Genomic DNA, 22,918 nt, shown 5'->3' with positions numbered 1-22,918 from the left:
CCGGGCCTCAGCGGTTGGCGTCGGAGTGCGTCATGGCGGTGTAGAACAGCCAGGACACCAACAGGATGATCAGGAAGTACACCAGCGAAAACGCCGCTGCCGGACCGAGGTCGAATTGTCCTACGGCCATCTGCGTCAAGGTCTGACTCAAGAAAGTCGTGGCATTACCCGGCCCGCCGCCGGTGAGCACGAACGGCTCGGTGTAGATCATGAAACTGTCCATGAAGCGCAGCATCACCGCGATCAGCAGCACGCTTTTCAGCTTGGGCAACTGAATGTGGCGGAACACCGCCCAGGCCGAGGCGCGGTCGATGCGAGCGGCCTGGTAATACACGTCGGGAATCGCCCGCAACCCGGAGAAACACAACAGCGCGACCAGTGAGGTCCAGTGCCAGACGTCCATCACCAGCACGGTCACCCAGGCGTCCATGGTGTTGGCCGCGTAGTTGTAGCTGATGCCCAGCGCATTGAGGCTGGAACCGAGCAGGCCAATGTCGGCGCGGCCGAAAATCTGCCAGATGGTGCCGACCACGTTCCACGGAATCAGCAACGGAATCGCCAGAATGATCAGCACCACCGAGGACCAGCGGCCCTTGGTTGGCATGGTCAACGCGACGGCGATGCCCAGCGGGATCTCGATCAACAGTACGCAGGCCGAATAGATGAACTGGCGCAGCAGCGAATCATGCAAACGCGGGTCGAGCAGCACTTGCTTGTACCAGTCGGCGCCGACGAAGTAGCGGCTGGACTGGTCGAAGATGTCCTGCACGGAGTAGTTGACCACGGTCATCATCGGGATCACCGCACTGAACGCCACCAGCAGGAACACCGGCAGCACCAGCCACCAGGCTTTATTGTTCTGCACCTTGTTCATGGCTGCACCTCTTCGTCGGCTTCTAGCAGAAACTCATCGGCATAGACCATCAACCACTGCGCGGGAAAACTGATGTACGCCGTGCCCTGCGGCACCGGTTTGTCTTCGGCCAAACGCACTTTCAGCGGGGCGCCGTCGAGGTTGAGGGTCATGATCTTGTAGGTGCCGAGGTCTTCGACGTGTACGACTTTTGCCTGCATTGCGTCGTCAAACGGCTCATCCCACACATGAATGAACTCGGGCCGGATGCCGACCTTGAGATTTTTCCACTGGCCGTGCTCGATATGGCGCTGCAAGGCGTCGGACAATGGCAGGTGCGTCGAGGCGAAACCGACGCCGCCGGGCTGCGGCTGCACCTCGATCAGATTCATCCCCGGGCTGCCGATGAAATAGCCGACAAAGGTGTGGCTCGGCCGCTCGAACAATTCCCGTGGCGTACCGAACTGGACGATCTGGCCGCCGTACATCACCGCGATCTTGTCGGCGAACGTCGAGGCTTCCAGTTGATCGTGGGTGACGTAGACCATGGTGATGTTGAACTGCTCGTGGATCTGCTTGAGCTTGCGCCGCAGTTTCCACTTCAGGTGCGGGTCGATCACCGTCAGCGGCTCGTCGAAGAGGATTGCCGAAACGTCGTCGCGCACCAGCCCACGGCCCATGGAGACTTTCTGCTTTTCGTCGGCAGTGAGGTTGCGCGCTTTCTTGCTCAGCAGATTCTGCAGGTCGAGCACCTCGGCAATTTCCTGCACCTTGCTGTGCACTTTCGCCTCGGCCATGCCCTGATTTCGCAGGGGGAAAGCAAGGTTATCGAACACGGTCATGGTGTCGTAGACCACCGGAAACTGGAAAACCTGAGCAATGTTGCGCTTCTCCGGGGTCAGGTCGTTGACCGCTTTGCCGTCAAACAACACATGGCCCTGTGACGGGCTGAGCAGGCCGGAAATGATGTTGAGCAAGGTCGACTTGCCGCAACCGGACGGGCCGAGCAAGGCGTAGGCGCCGCCCTGCTCCCAGACGTGATCCATCTCGCGGATCGCATAATCCTCCGCGCCGCTCGGGGTTTTGCTGTAGCTGTGGGCGAGGTGCTGCAAACGGATTTCGGCCATCAGGCAACCCTCGCGACACGCCGGCCCGGTGCTTGCACCAGACGGCCCTGCGCATCGAAAACGAACAGTTTGTGGGTCGGGATATAGATGCGGATCGGCGCATCGACGTCGTATTCATGAACGCCCGGCAAGTGCAGCACCAGCAGGAAATGCTCGTTGCGCACGTGCAGGAAGGTTTCCGAACCGCTGATCTCGGCGACCTCGACAGTCACTGCCAACTCGAGATCGTCATCGTTGCTCGGCACCAGCGAGATATGGCTGGGGCGCACGCCAAAACGGAATTCGCCCTCGCCCACCGGCCGCAGATCGACGTTCAACGGAAAATGGACGAAGTTGGCAAAACTGACTTCGTTGCCGGCAATGCGCCCCGGCATCAGGTTGATCGGCGGCTCGGAGAACAATTCAGCGGCGAGTACCGATTGCGGCTGGTGATAGACCTCGGTCGACGGCCCGCTCTGGATCACCCGGCCTTCGTGCAGGATGGTGGTGGTGCCGCCGAGGGCCAGTGCTTCGTTGGGCTCAGTAGTGGCGTAGATGGCGATGGTGTGGCGGGCCTTGAACAGCTCGCGCATTTCCTGACGCAGCTCTTCGCGCAGCTTGTAGTCGAGGTTGACCAGCGGCTCGTCGAAGAGGATCAGTTCGGCATCCTTGACCAGTGCGCGGGCCATGGCCGTGCGCTGTTGCTGTCCGCCGGAGAGTTCCAGCGGGTAGCGCTGCAGGAACTTCTCGATGCGCAGCATGCGTGCGGTTTCCTGCACCTTGCTGTGGATGATTTCTTTGGAAATGCCGGCCTGACGCAGTGGCGAGGCGATGTTCTCGAACACCGTCATGGTCGGGTAATTGATGAACTGCTGATAGACCATCGACACGTTGCGCAAACGCACCGGACGCTGGGTGACGTCGACGCCGTTCATCAACACGCGGCCGCTGTCGGGCTTGTCGAGGCCGGCCATCAGGCGCATGAGACTGGTCTTGCCGGACAGGGTGCGCCCGAGCAGAACGTTGAAGGATCCGGGTTCGAATTTCAGGCACGCATCGTCGATCCAGATCTGGCCCTCGACGGTGCGGCTGACGTGCTCCAGGGTGAGTGACATGGCTCGGCCTTTGTTATTTTTGGAGTCAAGCGACCGGAGCAACAGAGCGACATTCGTGCCAGAAATGGCAAGTGTCTGATTTGCCGTGAAAATCGCTGATTACCCGAGGAAGTGGCGTTCACAGCTGAACACTTTTGAACAGTCGGGGTGATTGACAATGAACAATAGTGAACAACACTCTATGCACTGTTCACACCCATGTAGGAGCTGCCGAAGGCTGCGATCTTTTGACTTTGACTTTGATTTTCAAGATCAAGATCAAGATCAAGATCAAGATCAAGATCAAGATCAAAAGATCGCAGCCTTCGGCAGCTCCTACGGGGGAAGGTGAACCCCATAACAATAATAAAATCGCTGCACTCAGAGGCTCGCCCCCATGGCCGCACCTGCTTCGCCGCTGTCCCACGACGCGATCGTCCAGACCTCCTGGCAACGTTGCCGCGCGTTCGGCCTCGACCACCAGAGCACCCCCGCCTTCGATCAATTGCCTGCCGCCGGCATTGCGCGGTTGCTCGACAGTCATCATTCGCTGGTGCAGACCACGCACCAGGAAGTCCTGCCCTACTACGAAAACATCCTCAGCAATTCCAACTGCCTGATCATGCTCGCCGACAATCAGGGCCAGGTGCTGACCTCGTGGGGCACGCAGCGCTTTATCGAACCGACTCTCGCCCGGGGTTTTCAGGCCGGGGCGAGCTGGATGGAGCGCAGCAGCGGCACCAATGCAATCGGCACCGCGCTGGCCTGTGAGCAGGCGGTGCACATCGAACACGATGAACACTTCCTCAAGGCCAACCGTTTCATGACCGGCTCCGCTGCGCCGATTTTCGACGCCGAGCGCAAGGTCATCGCCGTGCTCGACGTGTCCAGCGACAGCTACCTGCCGCCCTCGCACACCCTGGGCATTGTCAAGATGATGAGCCAGACGGTGGAAAACCGGCTGATCCTCAACCTGTTCCATGGCCAGCACTTTCAGCTCACCTTCAACACCGGCTTGAACAACCTCGACAGCCAATGGGCCGGGTTGCTGATTTTCGATGAGAGCGGCCAGGTGCTCTCGGCCAATCGCCGCGCCGACAATCTGCTTGGTGTGCGTCTGTCACGGGTCAGCGTCGAGAGCCTGTTCAAGGTGTCGCTGCTGGAGTTGATCAATCAGCCCGAGGGGATGCCGTTTGCTTTGCAGACTTCCGGGCGCAACCGTTTTCAATGTTTGTTGAAACGGCCGAAACAGGCGCCGGTGCAAGCGCGGGTGTTTGTCGCCGAGGACCAGCCGGCGCCAGCCAGTGTAATCAGCCTCAATACTCTGCATTTCGGCGACAGCCGCGTGGAAAAAGCCGTGCGTCAGGCCGAGCGTCTGCTGGAAAAAGACATTCCGCTGCTGATCCACGGTGAAACCGGCGTCGGCAAGGAAGTCTTTGTCAAAGCCCTGCACCAGGCCAGCTCGCGGAGTAGACAGGCGTTCATCGCGGTGAACTGCGCAGCCATCCCCGCCGAACTGGTGGAGTCGGAATTGTTCGGCTACGAGAAAGGCGCTTTCACCGGCGCCAACCAGAAAGGCAGCATCGGCCTGATCCGCAAAGCGGACAAAGGCACGCTGTTTCTCGACGAGATCGGCGATATGCCGTTGCCGACCCAGGCGCGCTTGTTGCGGGTGTTGCAGGAACGTTGCGTGCAACCGGTGGGCAGCAGCGAGTTGTTCGCGGTTGATCTGCGAATTATCTCTGCGACCAACCGATCGTTGCGCGAGCAGGTGCAACTGGGCCGTTTCCGCGAGGATTTGTACTACCGCATCGGTGGTCTGACCCTGGAGCTGCCGCCGTTACGCGAGCGCAGTGACAAGCAGGCGCTGTTCAAACGGCTATGGGAGCAGCATCGCGAGCCGACGCAATGGGCGGGGTTGAGCCCGGAGGTGTTGGAGCTGTTCGAGAAGCATCCGTGGCCGGGGAATCTGCGTCAGGTCAGCAGCGTGATGCAGGTGGCGCTGGCCATGGCCGAGGAACAACCGGTGCGGCCGGAGCATTTGCCGGATGATTTTTTTGTCGATCTGGAGATGGAGCCGGTGGAGACGGCGCCGCCGCTGGGGCTGGATTTGAATGATGTCGAGGCGTTGAATCGCGAGTTGAAAGCGGCCGGGGGGAATATTTCGCACCTGGCGCGGCGGTTAGGGGTGAGTCGGAATACGCTTTACAAGCGGTTGCGGCAGATTGGCAACTGAGTACACCCCTTCCCCTCACCCCAGCCCTCTCCCCGAGGAGAGGGGGCCGATTGGGGGATATTCGAGAGAAACGCCGACCTGATCTGGCTTCACCGAATCCATAATCGACCCGATCGTTCAGGTCGGCGTGTCCCCTCACTCCTCTCCCCGAGGAGAGGGGGCCGATTGGGGATATTCGAGAGAAACGCCGACCTGATCTGGCTTCACCGAATCCATAATCGACCCGATCGTTCAGGTCGGCGTATAGCGAAAGACACGTCGGTCAGTCCCCTCTCCCTCCGGGAGAGGGTTAGGGTGAGGGGCTTTTTGGCCTCTTGCTCAGTCAGCCAGACGCCAGGTCGTCCCGCCCTTGCCGTCTTCCAGCACCACACCCATCGCCGTGAGCTGATCACGGATACGATCGGACTCAGCCCAATCCTTCCCCGCACGTGCCGCCAGACGCGCGGCAATCAGTGCGTCCACTTCAGCCGCATCGACACGCCCTTCAGCGCCCGCCTGCAGGAAGTCATCGGCCTCAAGCTGCAACACGCCCAAAACGCTGGCCAGCTCTTTCAGACGTGCCGCCAGACCCGCCGCCGCATCGAGATCGCTCTCACGCAAACGGTTGATCTCGCGCACCATTTCGAACAGCACGGCGCAGGCCTCGGGGGTGCCGAAGTCGTCGTTCATCACCGTGGTGAAACGCTCGACGAACGCTTCGCCACCGGCCGGCGCCACGGACGGCAGACCTTTCAATGCGTGGTAGAAACGCTCGAGTGCGCCCTTGGCGTCCTTGAGGTTGTCTTCCGAATAGTTGATCGCGCTGCGGTAGTGGCTCGACACCAGCAGGTAACGCACGACTTCCGGGTGGTATTTGTCGAGCACGTCGCGGATGGTGAAGAAGTTGTTCAGGGACTTGGACATCTTCTCGCCATTGATGCGAATCATCCCGCAATGCATCCACGCGTTGGCGTAGGTCTTACCGGTGGCCGCTTCGCTCTGGGCGATTTCGTTTTCGTGGTGCGGGAACTCCAGATCGCTGCCGCCGCCATGAATGTCGAAAGTCTCACCGAGGCAGCAGGTCGACATCACCGAGCACTCGATGTGCCAGCCCGGACGCCCGGCGCCCCATGGCGATTCCCAGCTCGGCTCGCCCGGCTTGGCAGCTTTCCACAGGACGAAATCGAGCGGGTCTTGCTTCGACTCGTCGACTTCGATGCGTGCGCCGATGCGCAGGTCTTCGATCTTCTTGCGCGACAGCTTGCCGTAGCCCATGAATTTGGCGACGCGGTAGTACACGTCGCCGTTGCCCGGGGCGTAAGCGTAGCCCTTGTCGATCAGGGTCTGGATCATCGCGTGCATGCCGGCGATGTGATCGGTGGCGCGCGGTTCCATGTCCGGCTTCTGGATATTCAGGCGCGCTTCGTCTTCGTGCATCGCGGCGATCATGCGCTCGGTCAGCGGTTCGAACGATTCACCGTTCTCGCGGGCGCGATTGATGATCTTGTCGTCGATGTCGGTGATGTTGCGCACATAGGTCAGGTCATAACCGCTGAAGCGCAACCAGCGCGTCACCAGGTCGAACGCGACCATGCTGCGGCCGTGGCCGAGGTGGCAGTAGTCGTACACGGTCATCCCGCAGACGTACATGCGCACCTTGTTGCCATCCAGCGGCTTGAAGACTTCTTTGCTCTTGGTGAGCGTGTTGTAGATCGTTAGCACGTTAGTTCCTTGACTCACTCACTGGCCCCACGAATCACGCAGGGTCACGGTACGGTTGAATACCGGCTGACCGGGTTTCGAGTCCTTGAGATCCGCGACGAAGTAACCTTCGCGCTCGAACTGGAAACGGTCTTCCGGCTGTGCGTTGCCGAGCGATGGCTCGGCGCGACAACCGGTCAGCACTTGCAGCGAGTCAGGGTTGATGTTGTCGAGGAAACTGGCGCTGTCTTCGGCCTTTTCCGGGTTCGGCGAACGGAACAGGCGATCGTACAGACGTACTTCGCACTCGACGCTGGCGGCGGCCGGCACCCAGTGAATCACGCCCTTGACCTTGCGCCCTTCCGGGTTCTTGCCGAGGGTGTCCGGGTCGTACGAGCAACGCAGTTCGACGATATTGCCGTCGGCGTCCTTGATCGCTTCGTCGGCACGGATCACGTAGCTGCCGCGCAGACGCACTTCACCGGCCGGTTCCAGGCGCTTGTAGCCCTTCGGCGGCTCTTCCATGAAGTCTTCGCGGTCGATGTAGATTTCCCGGGCGAACGGCAGCGCGCGCACGCCCATGTCTTCTTTCGGGTGGCGTGGCAGTTCGAGGTTTTCGACCTGGCCTTCCGGGTAGTTGGTGATGACCACTTTCAGCGGACGCAGCACGCACATCGCGCGCGGTGCGCTGTGGTCGAGGTCGTCGCGGATGCTGAATTCAAGCATGCCGAAGTCGACCACGCCGTCGGAACGGTTGGTGCCGATCATTTCGCAGAAGTTGCGGATCGATTTCGGCGTGTAGCCACGGCGGCGGAAGCCCGACAGCGTGGACATGCGCGGATCGTCCCAGCCATTGACGTGCTTCTCGTCAACCAGTTGCTTGAGCTTGCGCTTGCTGGTGATCGTGTAGTTGAGGTTCAGGCGGCTGAACTCGTACTGGCGCGGGTTCGCCGGCACCGGCAGGTTGTCCAGGAACCACTCGTACAGCGGACGATGGCTTTCGAACTCGAGGGTGCAGATCGAATGGGTGATGCCTTCGATGGCGTCCGACTGGCCGTGGGTGAAGTCGTAGTTCGGGTAGATGCACCACTTGTCACCGGTCTGGTGGTGATGAGCGTGGCGGATGCGATACATGATCGGGTCGCGCAGGTTCATGTTCGGCGAAGCCATGTCGATCTTCGCGCGCAGCACGCGGGCGCCGTCGGCGAACTCACCGGCCTTCATGCGCGCGAACAGGTCGAGGTTCTCTTCCACGGTGCGGTCGCGGAACGGGCTGTTCTTGCCCGGCTCGGTCAGGCTGCCACGGTACTCCTTGGCCTGCTCCGGAGTCAGGTCGTCGACGTAGGCCTTGCCGGCCTTGATCAGCTCGACGGCCCAGTCGTGCAACTGGTCAAAATACTGCGAGGCGTAGCGCACTTCACCGGACCATTCGAAGCCCAGCCATTTGACGTCGCTTTCGATCGCGTCGATGTATTCCTGATCTTCCTTGGCCGGGTTGGTGTCGTCGAAACGCAGGTGCGTGACGCCACCGAACTCCTGGGCCAGACCGAAGTTGACGCAGATCGACTTGGCGTGGCCGATGTGCAGGTAGCCGTTGGGCTCCGGTGGGAAGCGAGTCACGATCTGGGTGTGCTTGCCCGAGTCCAGGTCTGCCTGGATGATCGGCCGCAGGAAGTTGACCGGCACGGCAGGGCCGGACTTGGCATTCGAGGTAGGGTCGACAGTGGGCTTGCTCATAGGATCCTTGACGTACAGGTGCGCGGCCGCAAAGAGGGGCCAGACAAAACAAAGCCGCTATCATAGCCGATGCTGTCAAGGGCCTGACAGAGCAGGCCCGATAAAGGCATGCATTTAATCGCCGGGAAATGAAAAACCGCCTCGAAATTCGCGCCTGTCACGCTAAACTGCGCACCTTGGCCGAAGCAGGCTGAACCGGTTGTGGGGCTGAAGGTCCCAGAACCACGAATTCCCTATGAAGAGTAATGACCATGACTCAAGTCAAACTGACCACCAACCATGGCGAGATCGTCATCGAACTGAACGCTGAAAAGGCGCCGATCACCGTTGCCAACTTCATCGAGTACGTGAAGGCCGGTCACTACGAAAACACTGTTTTCCACCGCGTCATCAGAAACTTCATGATCCAGGGCGGCGGTTTCGAGCCTGGCATGAAAGAAAAGAAAGACAAGCGTCCAAGCATCCAGAACGAAGCGGACAACGGTCTTTCCAACGACAAATACACCGTCGCCATGGCCCGCACCATGGAGCCGCATTCGGCTTCGGCACAGTTCTTCATCAACGTCGCCGACAACACCTTCCTCAACCACAGCGGCAAGAACGTGCAGGGCTGGGGCTACGCGGTATTCGGTAAAGTCACCCAGGGCACCGACGTTGTCGACAAGATCAAAGGCGTGTCGACCACTTCCAAGGCCGGCCACCAGGACGTACCCGCAGAAGACGTGATCATCGAGAAAGCCGAGATCATCGCAGCGTGATATTGCTGATTTCAGACTTGCATCTGGAAGAGGAGCGCCCGGACATTACCCGGGCGTTTCTGGATTTGCTCGCCGGACGCGCCCGCACCGCGAGTGCGTTGTACATCCTCGGCGACTTCTTCGAGGCGTGGATTGGCGACGACGCCATGACGCCCTTTCAGCGTTCCATCTGCCAGGCCCTGCGCGATTTGAGCGACAGCGGTACGGCGATCTTTCTCATGCACGGCAATCGCGACTTCATGCTCGGCAAGGCCTTCTGCAAACAGGCCGGCTGCACATTGCTGAAGGATCCGAGTGTCGTGCAGTTCTACGGCGAGCCGGTGCTGCTGATGCACGGCGACAGCCTGTGCACCCGCGACGTCGGCTACATGAAGCTGCGCCGCTACCTGCGCAACCCGATCACCCTGTTCATCCTCCGTCATCTGCCGCTGAGCAGCCGCCATAAACTGGCGCGCAAGCTGCGTAGCGAGAGCCGTGCGCAAACGCGGATGAAGGCCAATGACATTGTCGATGTCACGCCTGAGGAAATTCCGCGGATCATGCAGGAATATGGCGTGAAAACCCTGATTCACGGCCACACCCACCGCCCGGCGATTCACAAGCTGCAGCTCGGTGAACAGGCGGCGAAGCGGATTGTGCTGGGGGATTGGGATCGTCAGGGTTGGGCGTTGCAGGTGGATGAGAGCGGGTACGCATTGGCCCCGTTCGACTTCGCCCCGCCACTGGCTTTGCCGCACGGCTGAAGATCGCTACCCCCTCACCCCAGCCCTCTCCCCCAAGGGGGCGAGGGGGAAAGGGGGCCGATCTTCATGCTATCCAAACCTGAGTTCGACTGAAGTCTGGCACGTCGATGTATATCGAACATCCACCGCGGCCAGTCCCTATCCCTCCGGGAGAGGGTTAGGGTGGGAGCCGATCTTCATGCTATTCAAACCTGAGTTCGACTGAAGTCTGGCACGTCGATGTATACCGAACATCCACCGCGGTCAGTCCCCTCTCCCTCCGGGAGAGGGTTAGGGTGAGGGGCTTTTGATCCTGATCTTAGTGCCCCGAAGCAGCAGGCCCTGCCTTGGCGGCAAACGGCGGTTTCGCCAGCCAGACGATCAGAATCAACCCCATGAAGCCCCAGCCCAGCAGCGTGAAGTAATCCACGGTCGACAACATGTACGCCTGACTCGTGAGGATCTGGTCCATCTGCGCATACGCCGACTGACTCGCCCCGCCCAGCGCGTTCAACGTCTCGCGCGTCGCCGGTTCGAAGGTGCTGATGCTCTCGCTCATATACGCATGATGCTGATCGGCCCGGCGAATCCAGATCCAGGTGGTGAGCGATGCCGCGAAGCTGCCGCCCAGTGTCCGCAAAAACGTCGCCAGCCCAGCGCCATCGGCAATCTGGCTCGGCGGCAAGTCCGACATCAGAATGCTCAGGGTCGGCATGAAGAACAGCGCCACGCCGATGCCCATGAACAACTGCACCAGCGCGATATGCTGGAAGTCCACCTCATTGGTGAATCCTGCGCGCATAAAGCAGCTCAGGCCAATCGCCAGAAACGCCAGCCCGGCCAGCAAACGCAGGTCGAACTTGTTCGCGTACTTGCCGACAAACGGCGACAGCAGCACCGGCAGAATACCGATCGGCGCCACGGCCAGACCGGCCCAGGTCGCGGTGTAGCCCATTTGCGTCTGCAGCCACTGCGGCAGGATCAGATTGATGCCGAAGAAACCGGCGTAACCCAGCACCAGCACCAGCGTGCCGATGCGGAAGTTGCGATAGGCGAACAGGCGCAGGTTGACCACCGGATGGCGGTCGGTCATTTCCCAGATCACGAACACCGCCAGCGCCACCACGGAAATCGCCGCGCCGACAATGATGAAGTTCGACTCGAACCAGTCCAGATCATTGCCTTTGTCGAGGATCACCTGCAATGCGCCAACGCCAATGATCAAGGTGATCAGGCCGACGTAATCCATCGGTTGGCGACTGGTGACCACCGGCCGTTTCGCCAGTTGCGAACGCACCACCATCACCGCAAAGATGCCGATCGGCACGTTGATGAAGAAGATCCACGGCCAGCTGTAACTGTCGGTGATCCAGCCACCGAGAATCGGACCGGCAATCGGCGCGACCACCGTGACCATCGCCAGCAACGCCAGGGCCATCCCGCGTTTTGCCGGCGGATAGACCGCGATCAACAGGGTCTGCGTCATCGGATACAACGGCCCGGCCACCAGGCCTTGCAGCACACGAAAGCCGATCAGCTCGGGCATTGAGGTCGAGATACCGCAAAGAAACGACGCCAGTACAAACAGCATCGTCGCCCACAGAAACAGTTTCACCTCGCCGAAGCGGCGGCTCAGCCAACCGGTCAGCGGCAGCGCGATCGCGTTGCTCACGGCGAACGAAGTGATCACCCAGGTGCCCTGCTCCGAGCTCACCCCGAGGTTGCCGGAAATCGTCGGCAACGCCACGTTGGCGATGGTCGTGTCGAGCACTTGCATGAACGTCGCCAGCGACAGGCCGATGGTGCTGAGCAACAGGCTGGGCGGCGTGAAAGAAGCGTTATTGCTCATTGTGAATCCTATGAAACCTGATGGACACCACACCCCTGTAGGAGTGAGCCTGCTCGCGATAGCGGTGTATCAGCCAAGATATTTGGCTCTGACACACCGCTATCGCGAGCAGGCTCACTCCTACAAGGTCCGTGCAGATCAGCGCTGTGCGGTCTTGCCCGCTGCGGCGCTGTTGTCGTGGATCAGTTGCGCAATCATCGCGTCCGCTTCAGCCAGTTGGCGCTCGTAGACGTTGGTGCTGAACGAGGCTTTTTGCGGCGGTTGCTGGGCCAGCACCGGGCCGCTCTGGTCGTGCAGATTCACTTCGACATTGGTCGACAGACCGACACGCAGCGGGTGTTTGGCCAGCTCTTCGGCATTGATGTGAATGCGCACCGGCACACGCTGAACAATCTTGATCCAGTTACCGGTGGCATTCTGTGCCGGCAGCAGAGCAAACGCGCTACCCGTACCAGCGCCGAGGCTGTCGACGGTGCCGCTGTATTTCACGTCGCTGCCGTAAATGTCGGCCTCGATATCCACTGGCTGGCCGATGCGCATGTCACGCAGTTGGGTTTCCTTGAAGTTGGCATCGATCCACAGCTGATCCAGCGGAATCACCGCCATCAACGCGGTGCCCGGCTGCACGCGCTGACCGAGTTGCACGGTGCGCTTGGCGACGTAACCGGTGACCGGCGCGATCAGGGTGCTGCGCGCATTGGTCAGGTAGGCCTGACGCAGATCGGCAGCCGCCGACATCACGTCCGGGTGCGACGAGACCACGGTGTCGTCGACCAGGGCACTGGTGGTTTTCAGTTGCTGTTTAGCGTTGGCCAAAGCGTTCTGCGCCGAGGTCAGGTCGTCGCGCGCGTGGGACAGCTCTTCCTGGGAAATCGCCCCGCCCTGGGCGAGATTTTTGCGGCGGTTGTAGTTGTCCTGGGCTTTCTGCACTTCGGCCTGCTGCGCGTTGACCTGGGCTTTCATGCCGTCGACGTTGCTGTACAAACCGCGCACCTGACGCACGGTGCGCGCCAGTTTGGCCTTGGCACTTTGCAGGCCGACTTCGGCATCGTTGGGGTCGAAGTTGACCAGCACCTGGCCTTCGTGGACCAGATCACCGTCGTCGGCGCCGATGCTGACCACGGTGCCGGTAACCAGCGGCGTGATCTCCACCACGTTGCCGTTGACGTAGGCATCGTCGGTGCTTTCGTTAAAGCGCCCGATGAATTCGTGATAGGCCCAGACGCCGGCAATGGCGAGCAGGACGACCACGGCGAGGGCCAGCAGCATCACCTTGCGTTTGCGCGGGTTGCCGGTGTCCGGGGTGTTGTCTGGAGCTTGGGTGTTTTCGGCAGTGGCCATGACAAATACCTTGAATTAGTAGTGCGACGAGGCTGGGCTGGCGTTGGCTGCGTTCAGGTTTTCACCCTGAAAGCCGCCGCCCAGCGCTTGCATCAGTTGAATCGACAGGTCGATCTGCTCGGCATTGAGGGTCGCCAGCTGACGCTGGGCCTGGAGCAATTGCTGCTCGATGCTGAGCACGTCCAGGTAGTTGCCGATGCCGGAACCGTAACGCTGGACGACCGTGTTGTAAGAATCCTGGGCAATGTCGGTGGCGTGTTGCTGCGCGCCGATCTGCCGGCCGATATCACGTAACTGGTTGATGGTGTCGCCGACATCGCCGAGCGCTTTCACCAGACTCTTGTTGTATTGCGCCACCGCCAGATCGTAATCGGCGTCGCGCGCATCGAGGCTGGCGCGCAGGCGTCCGCCATCGAAGATCGGCAATGACACGGTCGGCGCAATGCTGAAAAAGCGGCTGGCGGAACCGAACATCGCATCACCCAGCAATGACTCCGCCCCGGCCGAAGCCGACAAGTTGAGGTTGGGGTAGAAGCGGGTTTTCGCCGCGGCGATATCTTTGCTCGCCGCTTCGACACGCCAGCGCGCCGCGACCAGATCCGGGCGGCGGCCGAGCAGTTCCGCCGGCAACACCGACGGCACCGCCACGGCACTGGCTTGCAGGACTTTCGGTCGGGCGATCTCGTTGCCGCGATCAGGGCCTTTGCCGAGCAATACCGCCAAGGCGATTTTCGCGCTGTTCAGGCGTTTTTCCGCGTCGATCAGGCTGGCCTGGGAACTGGCTTCCAGACTCTGGGTTTGCTGGAACTGGTACTGGCTGTCGATCCCCGAACTCAAGCGGCGCTGACTGAGGTCGAGCATTTGCCGGGTGCGCTTGAGGTCCTCGCTGGCGAGGTCGTAAACGATGTGCGCCTGACCGAGATCGCTGTACGCGCGGGCGACGTCAGCGGCGAGGGTCAGCTGGGCGGCCTGACGGTCGACTTCAGCAGCACAGGCCTCACCGAGTGCGGCTTCCCAGGCATCGCGCTGGCCGCCCCACAAGTCGAAGTTGTAATTGAAGCCGGCGCTGACATTGCGCACCGTCGCGTAAGCCCCGCCCTGCCCCCGCGGATCCTGGTCACGGGCCAGACGCGAACGGCTGATGCCGGCGCTGGCGTCGAGGGTCGGATAGCGTTCGGCATCGGCGGCATACGCGGCGGCACTGGCCTGATGGGCGCGAGCTTCGGCGATCTGCATGTCCGGGCTGTCGTGCAGGGCTTCGCGGATCAGGCCATCGAGCTGCGGATCGCCGAGGCTGCTCCACCAGTCGCTTTTCGGCCATGCCGCCGGCGACAGGGTTACGCCTTGCAGAGACTGCGCTGTCTTCAACTGTGCCGCGTCGAGGCGCTGGCCTTCGGTGTCGAGGCCGCTGTAGTTGGCGCAACCGGCGAGGATCATCACCGACAGCACCAGCGTCAGGCTGCTGCGCATGATTTTAGCGTTCATTGTGTTCACCCAAACGCTGGACGGTGATCGGGTCACCGGCGGCCAGGAGGATTTTCTTGAGGATGTATTCGAGGGTCTTCAGCTCGTCGCGGGAGATCGCGCCGGCCAGTTCATTCATCGCATCGGCACCGATGTGCGGCAGGCGATCGGCCAGTTGCTGGCCCTGCTCGGTCAGCTTCAGCTGCACCTGACGACGGTCACCTTCGCTGCGCTGACGAAGCAGAAAAGCCTTCTGCTCGAGACGATCGAGCATGCGCGTCATCGAACCGCTATCGAGCGACAGATGCCGGCACAGCTCGGCCGGGGTGTCGACGCCAAACTGGGCCATGATGATCAACACCTTGAACTGCGCGGCGGTGATGCCGTGGGGTTCCATGTGGGTGTCGATGATCCGGTCCTTGAGCAACGCGGCACGCCCGAGCAACAGGCCGAGGTGGCAGTGTTTGAATTCTTCCGGAGTGAAATGCTTCATGTGTCGACCTGATAACTGCCTAGGCAGTGAATGTATGTCGAGATGTTACTGCTTAGGCAGCGAATGTCAACGCAATAGTTAGGGGGCTTGGTAATTAGTTGCGTTTTATCGATGCAGAGGCGCTGGAATGCATTCCCCTGTAGGAGTGAGCCTGCTCGCGATGGCGTCCTTTCATCCACCATCAATGGCGCGGCTGATGGCCTCATCGCGAGCAGGCTCACTCCCGCAGGGGGGAACGCATTCCAACTGTGGGAGCGAGCCTGCTCGCGAAGGGTGCGACTCGGTTGAAATGAGCAGATGCGCTCTAGAAATCCCGCTTGTAGAAAATATCCAGCGAACTCGCCACGCCGCTCGCCGCTTCGACGTACACCTTCTTGCTCAGCTTGTAGCGCAAGGCGATGGTGCTGGCCGGTTCGAAGACACCGACGCCGTAGCGCAGGCTGAGTTTTTCGGAAATGTTGCCGCTGGCGACGACGCTGGTGTCGTTGCCGCTGCCCTGGGTGTCGAGCTGGAAATCCTCGATGCCCAGATCCTTGGCCAGCCCACTGGTGACCCCGGCGCTGCCCATCAGACCGAGGCCCAGTGCGGCTTGGGCGAGCATGTTGTTGTCTTCGCCGCTGGTGCTCAGCGGACGGCCCAGCACCAGGTACGACAGGGCCTGTTCCTGACTCATGGCCGGTTCGGAAAAGATCTGCGTGGTCGGCTGTTCGGCGCTGCCGCTCAGGCGAATGCCGGCGATGACGTCGTCGGTCTGACGGATCGCTTCGATGTCCAGATACGGCTGGTCGATGGGGCCGGCGAACAACAGACGCGCACGCCGTACCGTGAGGCGCTGGCCATAGGCACGATAGCGGCCGTCGTTGAGCCAGAGTTCGCCACGGGTGTCCATGTTGTCGCCAATGTGCACCTGGCCTTGCAGATTGGCGGTCAGGCCGAAACCGGCGAAGCTCAGTTTGTCCTGGCCGACGATCACGTCGATGTCCATTTTCATCGCGATTGGCGGTTTGCCCTCCTCGGTCTGCGCGCCAACGATGATGGTGTCGTCGGAGACTTTCACCGTTGATGGTGGCAGCTCGCGCACGGTGATTTCGCCTTTGGGCACCAGCACCTTGCCCGCAACTTTCAGCTCATCGCCGGCCATGGAAATCTTCAGATCCGGGGCCATTTCGAGTTTGGCGTAGGGTTCGACGCTGACGGGCAATTGCGTGCCCTTGAGCGCCAGATCGACCACCAGCGACTGGCCCCAGGCGACGTTGCCGTTGAGGCTGCCCCGGCCGGTCTTGCCGCTGTTCCAGCCGCCGTCCAGACGCACCGATTCGCCGGCAATCGCCGCGGTCAGTTGCAGGTTCTGCAGCTCCATCGGCAGTTCAGCGCCGGACACTTCGCCGTCGCTGAGCTGCACGGTGCCATTGACCAGCGGCGCGAGCAGGCCGCCGGAGAGCGTGCCGCTGCCGTTGAGCCGGCCGGTGAGTTTTTCCACCATCGGCACAAACGGCCGCGCCACCGACAAATCGAGCCCGGAGAGGCGGAACGAGCCACTCAGCGGTTTGTTTTTCGGCAATGGATTGAGCTGCGCCTGCACCATCAACTCACCAAGTTTGCCGCCGACGAAGTTGAGCTCGGTGTCGACGCGCTTGGGCGTGAGTTTGCTGCTGAGCTTGAGCGTCTGGTACGGAAAATCCAGCCACTGATCCTTGTCGCGCACGCGCAGGGTGCCGCCGCTGGCATCGACACTGACCACGCCGTTCGGGCCGCTGGCCGGCAGGTCCAGTTGCAGATCGGCATTGAGCCGGCCCTGCCAGGCGAAGTCCTTGGGCAGCCATTGCGCGAGGCTTTCGATCGGGAATTGCTTGAGGTGATAGCGCAGCTTCGGCTCGGGCATCAGGCGCTGGTCTTCACCACACAGGCTCGCATTGCCGGACAGCCAGCAATGCGCGCCGAAATTGATCTGGCCGTCCGCCAGGCGCTCCAGTCTCGCCGGGTTTTGCAGTTTCCAGTCCTGGCCACCGGCCTGAATATCGCCGCTGGCCAAGCGACCGCGCCAGTTGCCCTTGTCCAGATTGCCGTCCAGTCCCAGCGCCAGTTTCAGCTTGGGTCCGAGCAGATCGAGGCTGAGTTTCTGACTCTTGATGTCGCCCTGAGCACTGGCGGTCAGGGTGCCCAGGGAGGTGTCGCCGGTCTGAATGCCGCTGCCTTTGAGATTGATTTTCGCTCGTTGCGCACTGTCGAGGGTGGCGTCGAGGTTGAGGCTTTGCAGGCGATTGTCCTGAAAGGCCAGTTGCGAACCTTGCAGATCGAGCTTGCCCTGTGGCGCCTTCAGCGTGCCAGCGACGTTGACCTGACCGTTGACCTGCCCGCGCAATTGCGGCCATAGCTGCGCGAGACGCGGCAGCTTGATATCGATCTGCCCGCCGAGCTTATCCTGCAGGCTGCCCTTGCCGCTGATGCTGTTATCGCCGAGGCGGATTAGCAGGGCATTGAGGTTCCACCGCTCGCCCGCGCCGTCAGCCTTGGCTTGCAGAATCGCCGGTTGGCCGCGCAGTTTGCCTTTGAGATCGAGGTCGGCGCTGAGGCTCAGTCGCTCATTCTTCATCTCGCCTTTGCTCTTCAGCGGCCCGGCCAGGGTGCCCGGCAGTTCCGCGACCCAGTACGCCGGGTTGAGCGCCGACAGATCCAGCGCGGTATCCCAGGCGATGCCGTCGGCGAAGCGCACATTGACGTGCCCTTCGGCCCTGCCCTGCCCGGCCTGCATGACCAGTTGCGGCAAGGCGATCTGTTCGAGGCTGCCGCTGAACGGACTGCTCAGGGTGAACGCCCCGGCCGGGCCATCGAGTGCGGCAGCGAAATTGCCGAGGTACTGACCGTCGGTGTAGGACACTTCGCCGGTGAAGGTACGCAAAGCGACTTGTGGCTCGTCGATTTCTGGATAGAGGCGATGCCACGGGAAGTCTTGCCAGTTGATGTTGGCCTGGGCGCTGAGGCCTTTGCCCCAGTCGACATTGCCGGTGAGCTTAAGGCTTTGCTTGTCGTTGGCGTTGAGATCGAGCCCGGCGATTTGCGCGCCGCTGGCGTCGACCTTGCCTTTGAGCAGCAACGCCACCGGCGATTTTTCCGCGGGCAGCGTGGCGTTGCCGAGTAGCTGATAACCGTTTTTCAGGTCGCCTTCGCCGGTCAATACCAACTGGTTGAATTGCAGGGTGTCCGGCAGATCGGCGCTCGGTTTGAACGCGTCGCTGGTGATGCGCAACTTGGCCGGGAGGTTTTCCGCCAGCGCTTGCAGCTCGCCGCTCAACTGGCCGTCGAGGTAGCCACGGCTGTCGGCGTGCAGGTTGAGGGTTTTCAGCAGATCGCCGTCGACTTTCAGTGCCAGGGTCCACGGTTCGCTGCCGGGCGCGGGCAAGGTCAGATCGCCCTGAATGTTCAACGGCCAGTTACCGCTCGGTTGCAGCAGGCCGGACAGGTTCAGGCTGAGTTCGTCACGCTGCAATTTCACGCTGTCGATCTGCAGACCCTGAGCGGTCCAGTGCGCCGCCAGTTGCAAGCCCTTGAGCTGTTCGCTGCCGTTGAACAACAGACTGCCGACCTCGACGTCACCCAGTTCAATGGCCAGCGGCAATTGCAGATCGGGCAGTTTGATCGGGCCGCTCTCGGTGGTTTCTTCGCTCGGCGGGAATTGCAGAATCACCTGATCGGCCTTGAGCTGATCGATGCACAAGCTCATGCGCGTCAGGCACAGCGGCGACCAGGCAAAGATCGCCCTGTTCAGCTCGACGCGGCTTGTGTCCTGCTGCCACACCAAATGATCGGCGCTCCATTGGCCACCGAGGCGACCCTGGAAATTCTCCACGCTCAAACCCGGCACCAGGCCCAGCGCCCAGCGACTGCCCGCCTGCGTACCGAGCAGCGCGGCGAGGCTCAAGACGATCAATAAAACCAGCGCCAACAACGTCAGCGCCGTAATTTTCAAACCACGCTTCACAGCTCAGGCCCCATGGAAAAGTGCAGCCGGATGCCGCCGTCGTCGTCCAGCGCATGAGCGAGGTCTAGGCGGATCGGCCCGACCGGCGAGACCCACCGCACACCTACGCCGACCCCGGTCTTGAGGTCGGGCAGTTCGAGTTTGTTGAAAGAGTTGCCCTGGTCGACGAAGGTCGCGACCCGCCATTTCTCAGCGATCGAATATTGATATTCGACGCTGCCGGCAATCATGTAGCGGCCACCGATGCGGTCGCCGTCGGAGTTTTTCGGCGACAGGCTCTGGTAGTCGTAACCGCGCACGCTCTGATCGCCACCGGCAAAGAAACGCAGCGACGGCGGGATCGAGTTGTAGCCATTGGTGGCGCTGCCGCCAACCTGCACGCGGCCGAGCAAGCGGTGCTTGTCGAAAACCGTGGTCAGGCCTTTGACCTGCGCGGTGCCATATAAGAGGTTGTTGTCCGAACCGAGGCCTTCCTTCGCCACTTTGCTTTCGAAGCTCAGGCGGTAGCCGTTGCGCGGGTCGATGCGGTTGTCGCTTTTGAGGTAGGAATAACTGATGCCGGGCATGAGCAACGTGCTCAGGCCGGAGTCGTCGCCGAGTTCGTATTCCTCGCGCTGCCACTTCAGCGAGATCACCCGCTGCCAGCCGCTGGGCAACTTGCTGTGCCATTCCGGGCCGAAAGTCAGCAGTTTGCTCAGGGTGTCGGAGCCTTCGATGTCTTCGAACTGATAGCCGCCGGCCCAGCGCAGTTTGTCGGTCAATGGCGGGTCGAGCGGGATGTCATAGAACAGCCCGACGTTCTGCCGGGGCGCCGAGAGTTCGGCCTCCCAGCCATAACTGTCGCCCTGGGGATTGACCCAGTGACGCGTCCAGTTGGCCTTGATGCGTGGCCCGACGTCGGTCGAGTAACCGAGACCCAGGCCCATGGTGCGCGGCTTGCGCGTGTCGAGTTTGACCTCGACCGGAATCACCTGATTCTTCGCCGCCGTCGGTGCGGCGTCGACGCGTACGCCTTCGAAATAGCCGCTCGATTGCAGGTCGCGGTTGAGTTCGGCGATCAGTTCCGAATCGTAGGGCTCGCCTGCCTTGAACGGCACCATGCGTTGCAGCAGGTCTTCGTCGAACGGCGTGTCGCCTTCGAAACTGACTTTGCCCAGCGCATAACGCGGGCCGCTGTCATAGATCAATTCGATATCGGCGACACCCGCGCGCGGATCGACCATGAGCTTCTGGCGGGTGAAATGGCCGCTGAAGTAACCGAAGCGCGAGGCCTGATTCTGGATGACCCGTTTGGCGTCTTCGTATCGGCCATGGTTGAGTACCGCGCCGGACTTGAGCAGGTCGCTTTTCGGTACGCGAAAGGATTTCAGCGAGGCCGCCGGGCCGTCGACGCGCACGGTGACGTTGCGCAGGCGAATCGGCTCGCCGGGATCGATGTTCAGCACCAGACGCGGTTTTTCCCCGCCCTTGACGTCGCTGTCGATCTGCGGCTGGTAGTAGCCCAGCGCCTGAGCGGCTTTGCGCGCCTGCTCTTCGGCACCGCGACTGAAGCGCAGCAAGGCTTCTTCGTCGCGATCGCCGAGGCTGCCGATATAGCCTTCTATATTGGCCTTGAGTTCATCGTTGGACGGCTTGATCCGTACATCCAATTCACTTTGCGCCAGCGCCGCACAGCTGGATAACAGCATCAGCACGCCGCTGGTAAATCTTCGTGGAAACTTCATAGGCGCGGATGCTATCACGGGCTCGGGAGCCTGATAGAACAGGTAATTTGTGAAGAAGTTCGATCATTATCCCGTGGCTGTTTGTAACACCTGCGGATTGGCATGGAAAAATACGTGTTCACGCACTGGTCCGACGGCAACCTCGCCGATCTCCTGATAACCCTGCCTTTTATAGAATTCCAGGTAGCGCGGGTTGCCAGTGTCGAGCACCACACCTTGCGAGGTTTCATCGACCGCGCACCAGTTGTGCACGGCAGTGAGCAACTGTTCGCCGTAGTGCTTGCCCTGAAACTGCGGATGCACGCCGAGCAGCGGCAGCATGTGCACGGAGTCGCCAGGCACGCACGCGGCGACGGCATCGTGATATTCCAGATAACGCCGGGTGCAGCGAAACCCGGTGCTGAGCACCATGCGCAACCGCCATGCCCAGCTTTCCGTCACCCCCAGACGCCTTTGCGGCGGCGCGATCAGGGCGATGCCGATCAGGCGATCATTGACCAACAGGCCGATCGCCGGCAGGTCCTGGAGGAAATGCTGTTTGACCAGCTCACGCACCGTGGCCCGCACCCGTTGTTCGTAGCCGGGACGCTCGGCTTCGAACAGGTAGCCGAAGGTCGGCTCGTGGCGATAGGCCTGATACAGCAGAGAGCGGGCCTCGCGCGAATAGCCGCGGTCGAGCATGTGGATGGCGGCGCTGGCGAACTGGGTTTCAGGCATGGCAATGATTCTCCCCGGGGCGCGCTCGGAGGCTGGCGCGCTTGTTGGTACGAACCTTTTGACGGTGGCGTGGTTCCCTCACAGGTTAGACCAGCCCTGGATCTTCATCGAATGTGAGGGTGCTATCGCGAGCAGGCTCACTCCTACAGGGGAACGCATTCCAAAATGTAGGAGTGAGCCTGCTCGCGATAGCGTCATCACTAACAACATAAATCCCACAGGCCAAAATGATTTCTCCCACGCTGGCCCATCTCCCCCATGTCAGCTAGCATCGCCCTTTTGCCAGGACTGCCGACCATGAAGATCGTTTCCTTCAACATCAACGGACTGCGTGCCCGTCCGCATCAGCTGGCAGCGCTGATCGAAAAACATCAGCCCGACGTGATCGGCCTGCAGGAAACCAAGGTTCACGACGACCAGTTCCCCCTCGAAGAGATACGCGCCCTCGGCTATCACGTGCACTTCCATGGCCAGAAGGGTCATTACGGTGTCGCCCTGCTTTCGCGCAACGAGCCGATCGCCATTCATAAAGGCTTTGCCACCGACGAAGAAGATGCGCAGCGGCGCTTTATCTGGGGCACTTTCGCCGATGCCAACGGCGTGCCGGTGACGATCATGAATGGTTATTTCCCACAGGGTGAAAGCCGCGACCACCCGACCAAATTCCCTGCCAAGCAGCGTTTCTACAGTGATTTGCAAGCGCTGCTGGAGAGCCAGTTCCACAACGAGCAGCCACTGGTGGTGATGGGCGATGTGAATATTTCCCCGGAAGACTGCGACATCGGCATCGGCCCGGACAACATGAAGCGCTGGCTGAAAACCGGCAAATGCAGCTTCCTGCCGGAAGAACGCGAGTGGATGGCGCGCCTTAAGAACTGGGGCCTGACTGACAGCTATCGCCACCTGAACCCCGACGTAACCGACATGTTCAGCTGGTTCGACTACCGCAGCCGTGGTTTTGAAGACGAGCCCAAGCGCGGCCTGCGCATTGACGTGATTCTGGCTTCCCATGGTTTGCTGCCACGGGTCAAGGATGCCGGTGTGGACTACGAACTGCGCGGTATGGAAAAGCCCTCGGACCATGCGCCGATCTGGCTTGAACTGGCCTGATTCCGGACTCAACACATTTCCCCTGTAGGAGAGAGCCTGCTCGCGATAGCGGTGG

Annotated in this window: 16 protein-coding genes; 4 read left to right on the top strand and 12 right to left on the bottom strand. The window is 61.0% G+C overall.

Annotated elements, in window-relative coordinates:
• Positions 1-7: 7 nt before the first annotated feature.
• Genes BLU71_RS04895 through BLU71_RS04885 form a run of 3 tightly spaced genes read right to left on the bottom strand, consistent with a single transcriptional unit; the run spans position 8 to position 3,074 of the window.
• Positions 8-874 (bottom strand): carbohydrate ABC transporter permease, encoded by an 867-nt coding sequence (locus tag BLU71_RS04895; RefSeq protein WP_007961995.1) that lies wholly within the window; start codon positions 872-874, stop codon positions 8-10.
• Positions 871-1,980 (bottom strand): ABC transporter ATP-binding protein, encoded by a 1,110-nt coding sequence (locus BLU71_RS04890; RefSeq protein ID WP_083352444.1) that lies wholly within the window; start codon positions 1,978-1,980, stop codon positions 871-873. The genes BLU71_RS04895 and BLU71_RS04890 overlap by 4 nt, the downstream gene beginning before the upstream one ends.
• Positions 1,980-3,074, bottom strand: coding sequence for an ABC transporter ATP-binding protein (locus BLU71_RS04885; protein WP_016775291.1), 1,095 nt, complete (start codon positions 3,072-3,074; stop codon positions 1,980-1,982). The genes BLU71_RS04890 and BLU71_RS04885 overlap by 1 nt, the downstream gene beginning before the upstream one ends.
• Before the next feature lie 376 nt (positions 3,075-3,450).
• On the opposite strand from BLU71_RS04885, the gene BLU71_RS04880 reads away from it, so the two are divergent.
• The gene (locus BLU71_RS04880; RefSeq protein ID WP_083352443.1) at positions 3,451-5,289 is read left to right on the top strand and encodes a sigma-54-dependent Fis family transcriptional regulator; all 1,839 of its coding nucleotides are present in this window, start codon (positions 3,451-3,453) and stop codon (positions 5,287-5,289) included.
• Between the two features lie 318 nt (positions 5,290-5,607).
• Here BLU71_RS04880 and cysS read toward each other — a convergent pair whose 3' ends face one another.
• Positions 5,608-6,990 (bottom strand): cysteine--tRNA ligase, encoded by a 1,383-nt coding sequence (gene cysS, locus BLU71_RS04875; protein ID WP_083352442.1) that lies wholly within the window; start codon positions 6,988-6,990, stop codon positions 5,608-5,610.
• 18 nt (positions 6,991-7,008) lie between these two features.
• The gene (locus BLU71_RS04870) at positions 7,009-8,706 is read right to left on the bottom strand and encodes a glutamine--tRNA ligase/YqeY domain fusion protein (RefSeq protein ID WP_065616019.1); all 1,698 of its coding nucleotides are present in this window, start codon (positions 8,704-8,706) and stop codon (positions 7,009-7,011) included.
• A gap of 251 nt (positions 8,707-8,957) precedes the next feature.
• Here BLU71_RS04870 and BLU71_RS04865 point away from each other — a divergent pair, with 251 nt between their 5' ends.
• The gene (locus tag BLU71_RS04865) at positions 8,958-9,464 is read left to right on the top strand and encodes a peptidylprolyl isomerase (protein ID WP_083354300.1); all 507 of its coding nucleotides are present in this window, start codon (positions 8,958-8,960) and stop codon (positions 9,462-9,464) included.
• On the top strand, positions 9,461-10,207 hold the full coding sequence (gene lpxH / locus BLU71_RS04860; RefSeq protein ID WP_083352441.1) for a UDP-2,3-diacylglucosamine diphosphatase: 747 nt from the start codon (positions 9,461-9,463) through the stop codon (positions 10,205-10,207). The genes BLU71_RS04865 and lpxH overlap by 4 nt, the downstream gene beginning before the upstream one ends.
• Before the next feature lie 298 nt (positions 10,208-10,505).
• On the opposite strand, the gene BLU71_RS04855 is transcribed toward lpxH, so the two are convergent.
• The 7 genes from BLU71_RS04855 to BLU71_RS04825 all read right to left on the bottom strand — a co-directional run bounded on the left by BLU71_RS04855 (position 10,506) and on the right by BLU71_RS04825 (position 21,753).
• Positions 10,506-12,035, bottom strand: coding sequence for a DHA2 family efflux MFS transporter permease subunit (locus tag BLU71_RS04855; RefSeq protein ID WP_042609202.1), 1,530 nt, complete (start codon positions 12,033-12,035; stop codon positions 10,506-10,508).
• A 138-nt stretch (positions 12,036-12,173) separates the two neighbouring features.
• The gene (locus BLU71_RS04850; protein ID WP_042609201.1) at positions 12,174-13,376 is read right to left on the bottom strand and encodes an efflux RND transporter periplasmic adaptor subunit; all 1,203 of its coding nucleotides are present in this window, start codon (positions 13,374-13,376) and stop codon (positions 12,174-12,176) included.
• A gap of 15 nt (positions 13,377-13,391) precedes the next feature.
• Entirely contained in the window at positions 13,392-14,861 is a 1,470-nt protein-coding gene (locus BLU71_RS04845; RefSeq protein WP_083352440.1) for an efflux transporter outer membrane subunit, read from the bottom strand.
• Entirely contained in the window at positions 14,851-15,333 is a 483-nt protein-coding gene (locus BLU71_RS04840; RefSeq protein ID WP_042609199.1) for a MarR family winged helix-turn-helix transcriptional regulator, read from the bottom strand. The genes BLU71_RS04845 and BLU71_RS04840 overlap by 11 nt, the downstream gene beginning before the upstream one ends.
• A gap of 304 nt (positions 15,334-15,637) precedes the next feature.
• Positions 15,638-19,312 (bottom strand): translocation/assembly module TamB domain-containing protein, encoded by a 3,675-nt coding sequence (locus tag BLU71_RS04835; RefSeq protein ID WP_083352439.1) that lies wholly within the window; start codon positions 19,310-19,312, stop codon positions 15,638-15,640.
• Positions 19,309-21,036, bottom strand: coding sequence for an autotransporter assembly complex protein TamA (locus BLU71_RS04830; RefSeq protein WP_064363644.1), 1,728 nt, complete (start codon positions 21,034-21,036; stop codon positions 19,309-19,311). The genes BLU71_RS04835 and BLU71_RS04830 overlap by 4 nt, the downstream gene beginning before the upstream one ends.
• A gap of 66 nt (positions 21,037-21,102) precedes the next feature.
• On the bottom strand, positions 21,103-21,753 hold the full coding sequence (locus BLU71_RS04825) for a GNAT family N-acetyltransferase (protein WP_042609196.1): 651 nt from the start codon (positions 21,751-21,753) through the stop codon (positions 21,103-21,105).
• A 297-nt stretch (positions 21,754-22,050) separates the two neighbouring features.
• Between BLU71_RS04825 and xthA the strand changes: the two genes are divergently transcribed.
• Positions 22,051-22,863: an exodeoxyribonuclease III gene (xthA, locus tag BLU71_RS04820; protein ID WP_065616015.1), complete on the top strand. Its 813-nt coding sequence runs from the start codon at positions 22,051-22,053 to the stop codon at positions 22,861-22,863.
• The last annotated feature ends 55 nt before the right edge of the window (positions 22,864-22,918 follow it).

The organism is Pseudomonas moraviensis (assembly GCF_900105805.1).
Lineage (GTDB): Bacteria > Pseudomonadota > Gammaproteobacteria > Pseudomonadales > Pseudomonadaceae > Aquipseudomonas > Aquipseudomonas moraviensis_A.
The sequence above is the reverse complement of the archived record's forward strand: the minus strand, read 5'-3'. Positions and strand labels throughout refer to the sequence as shown.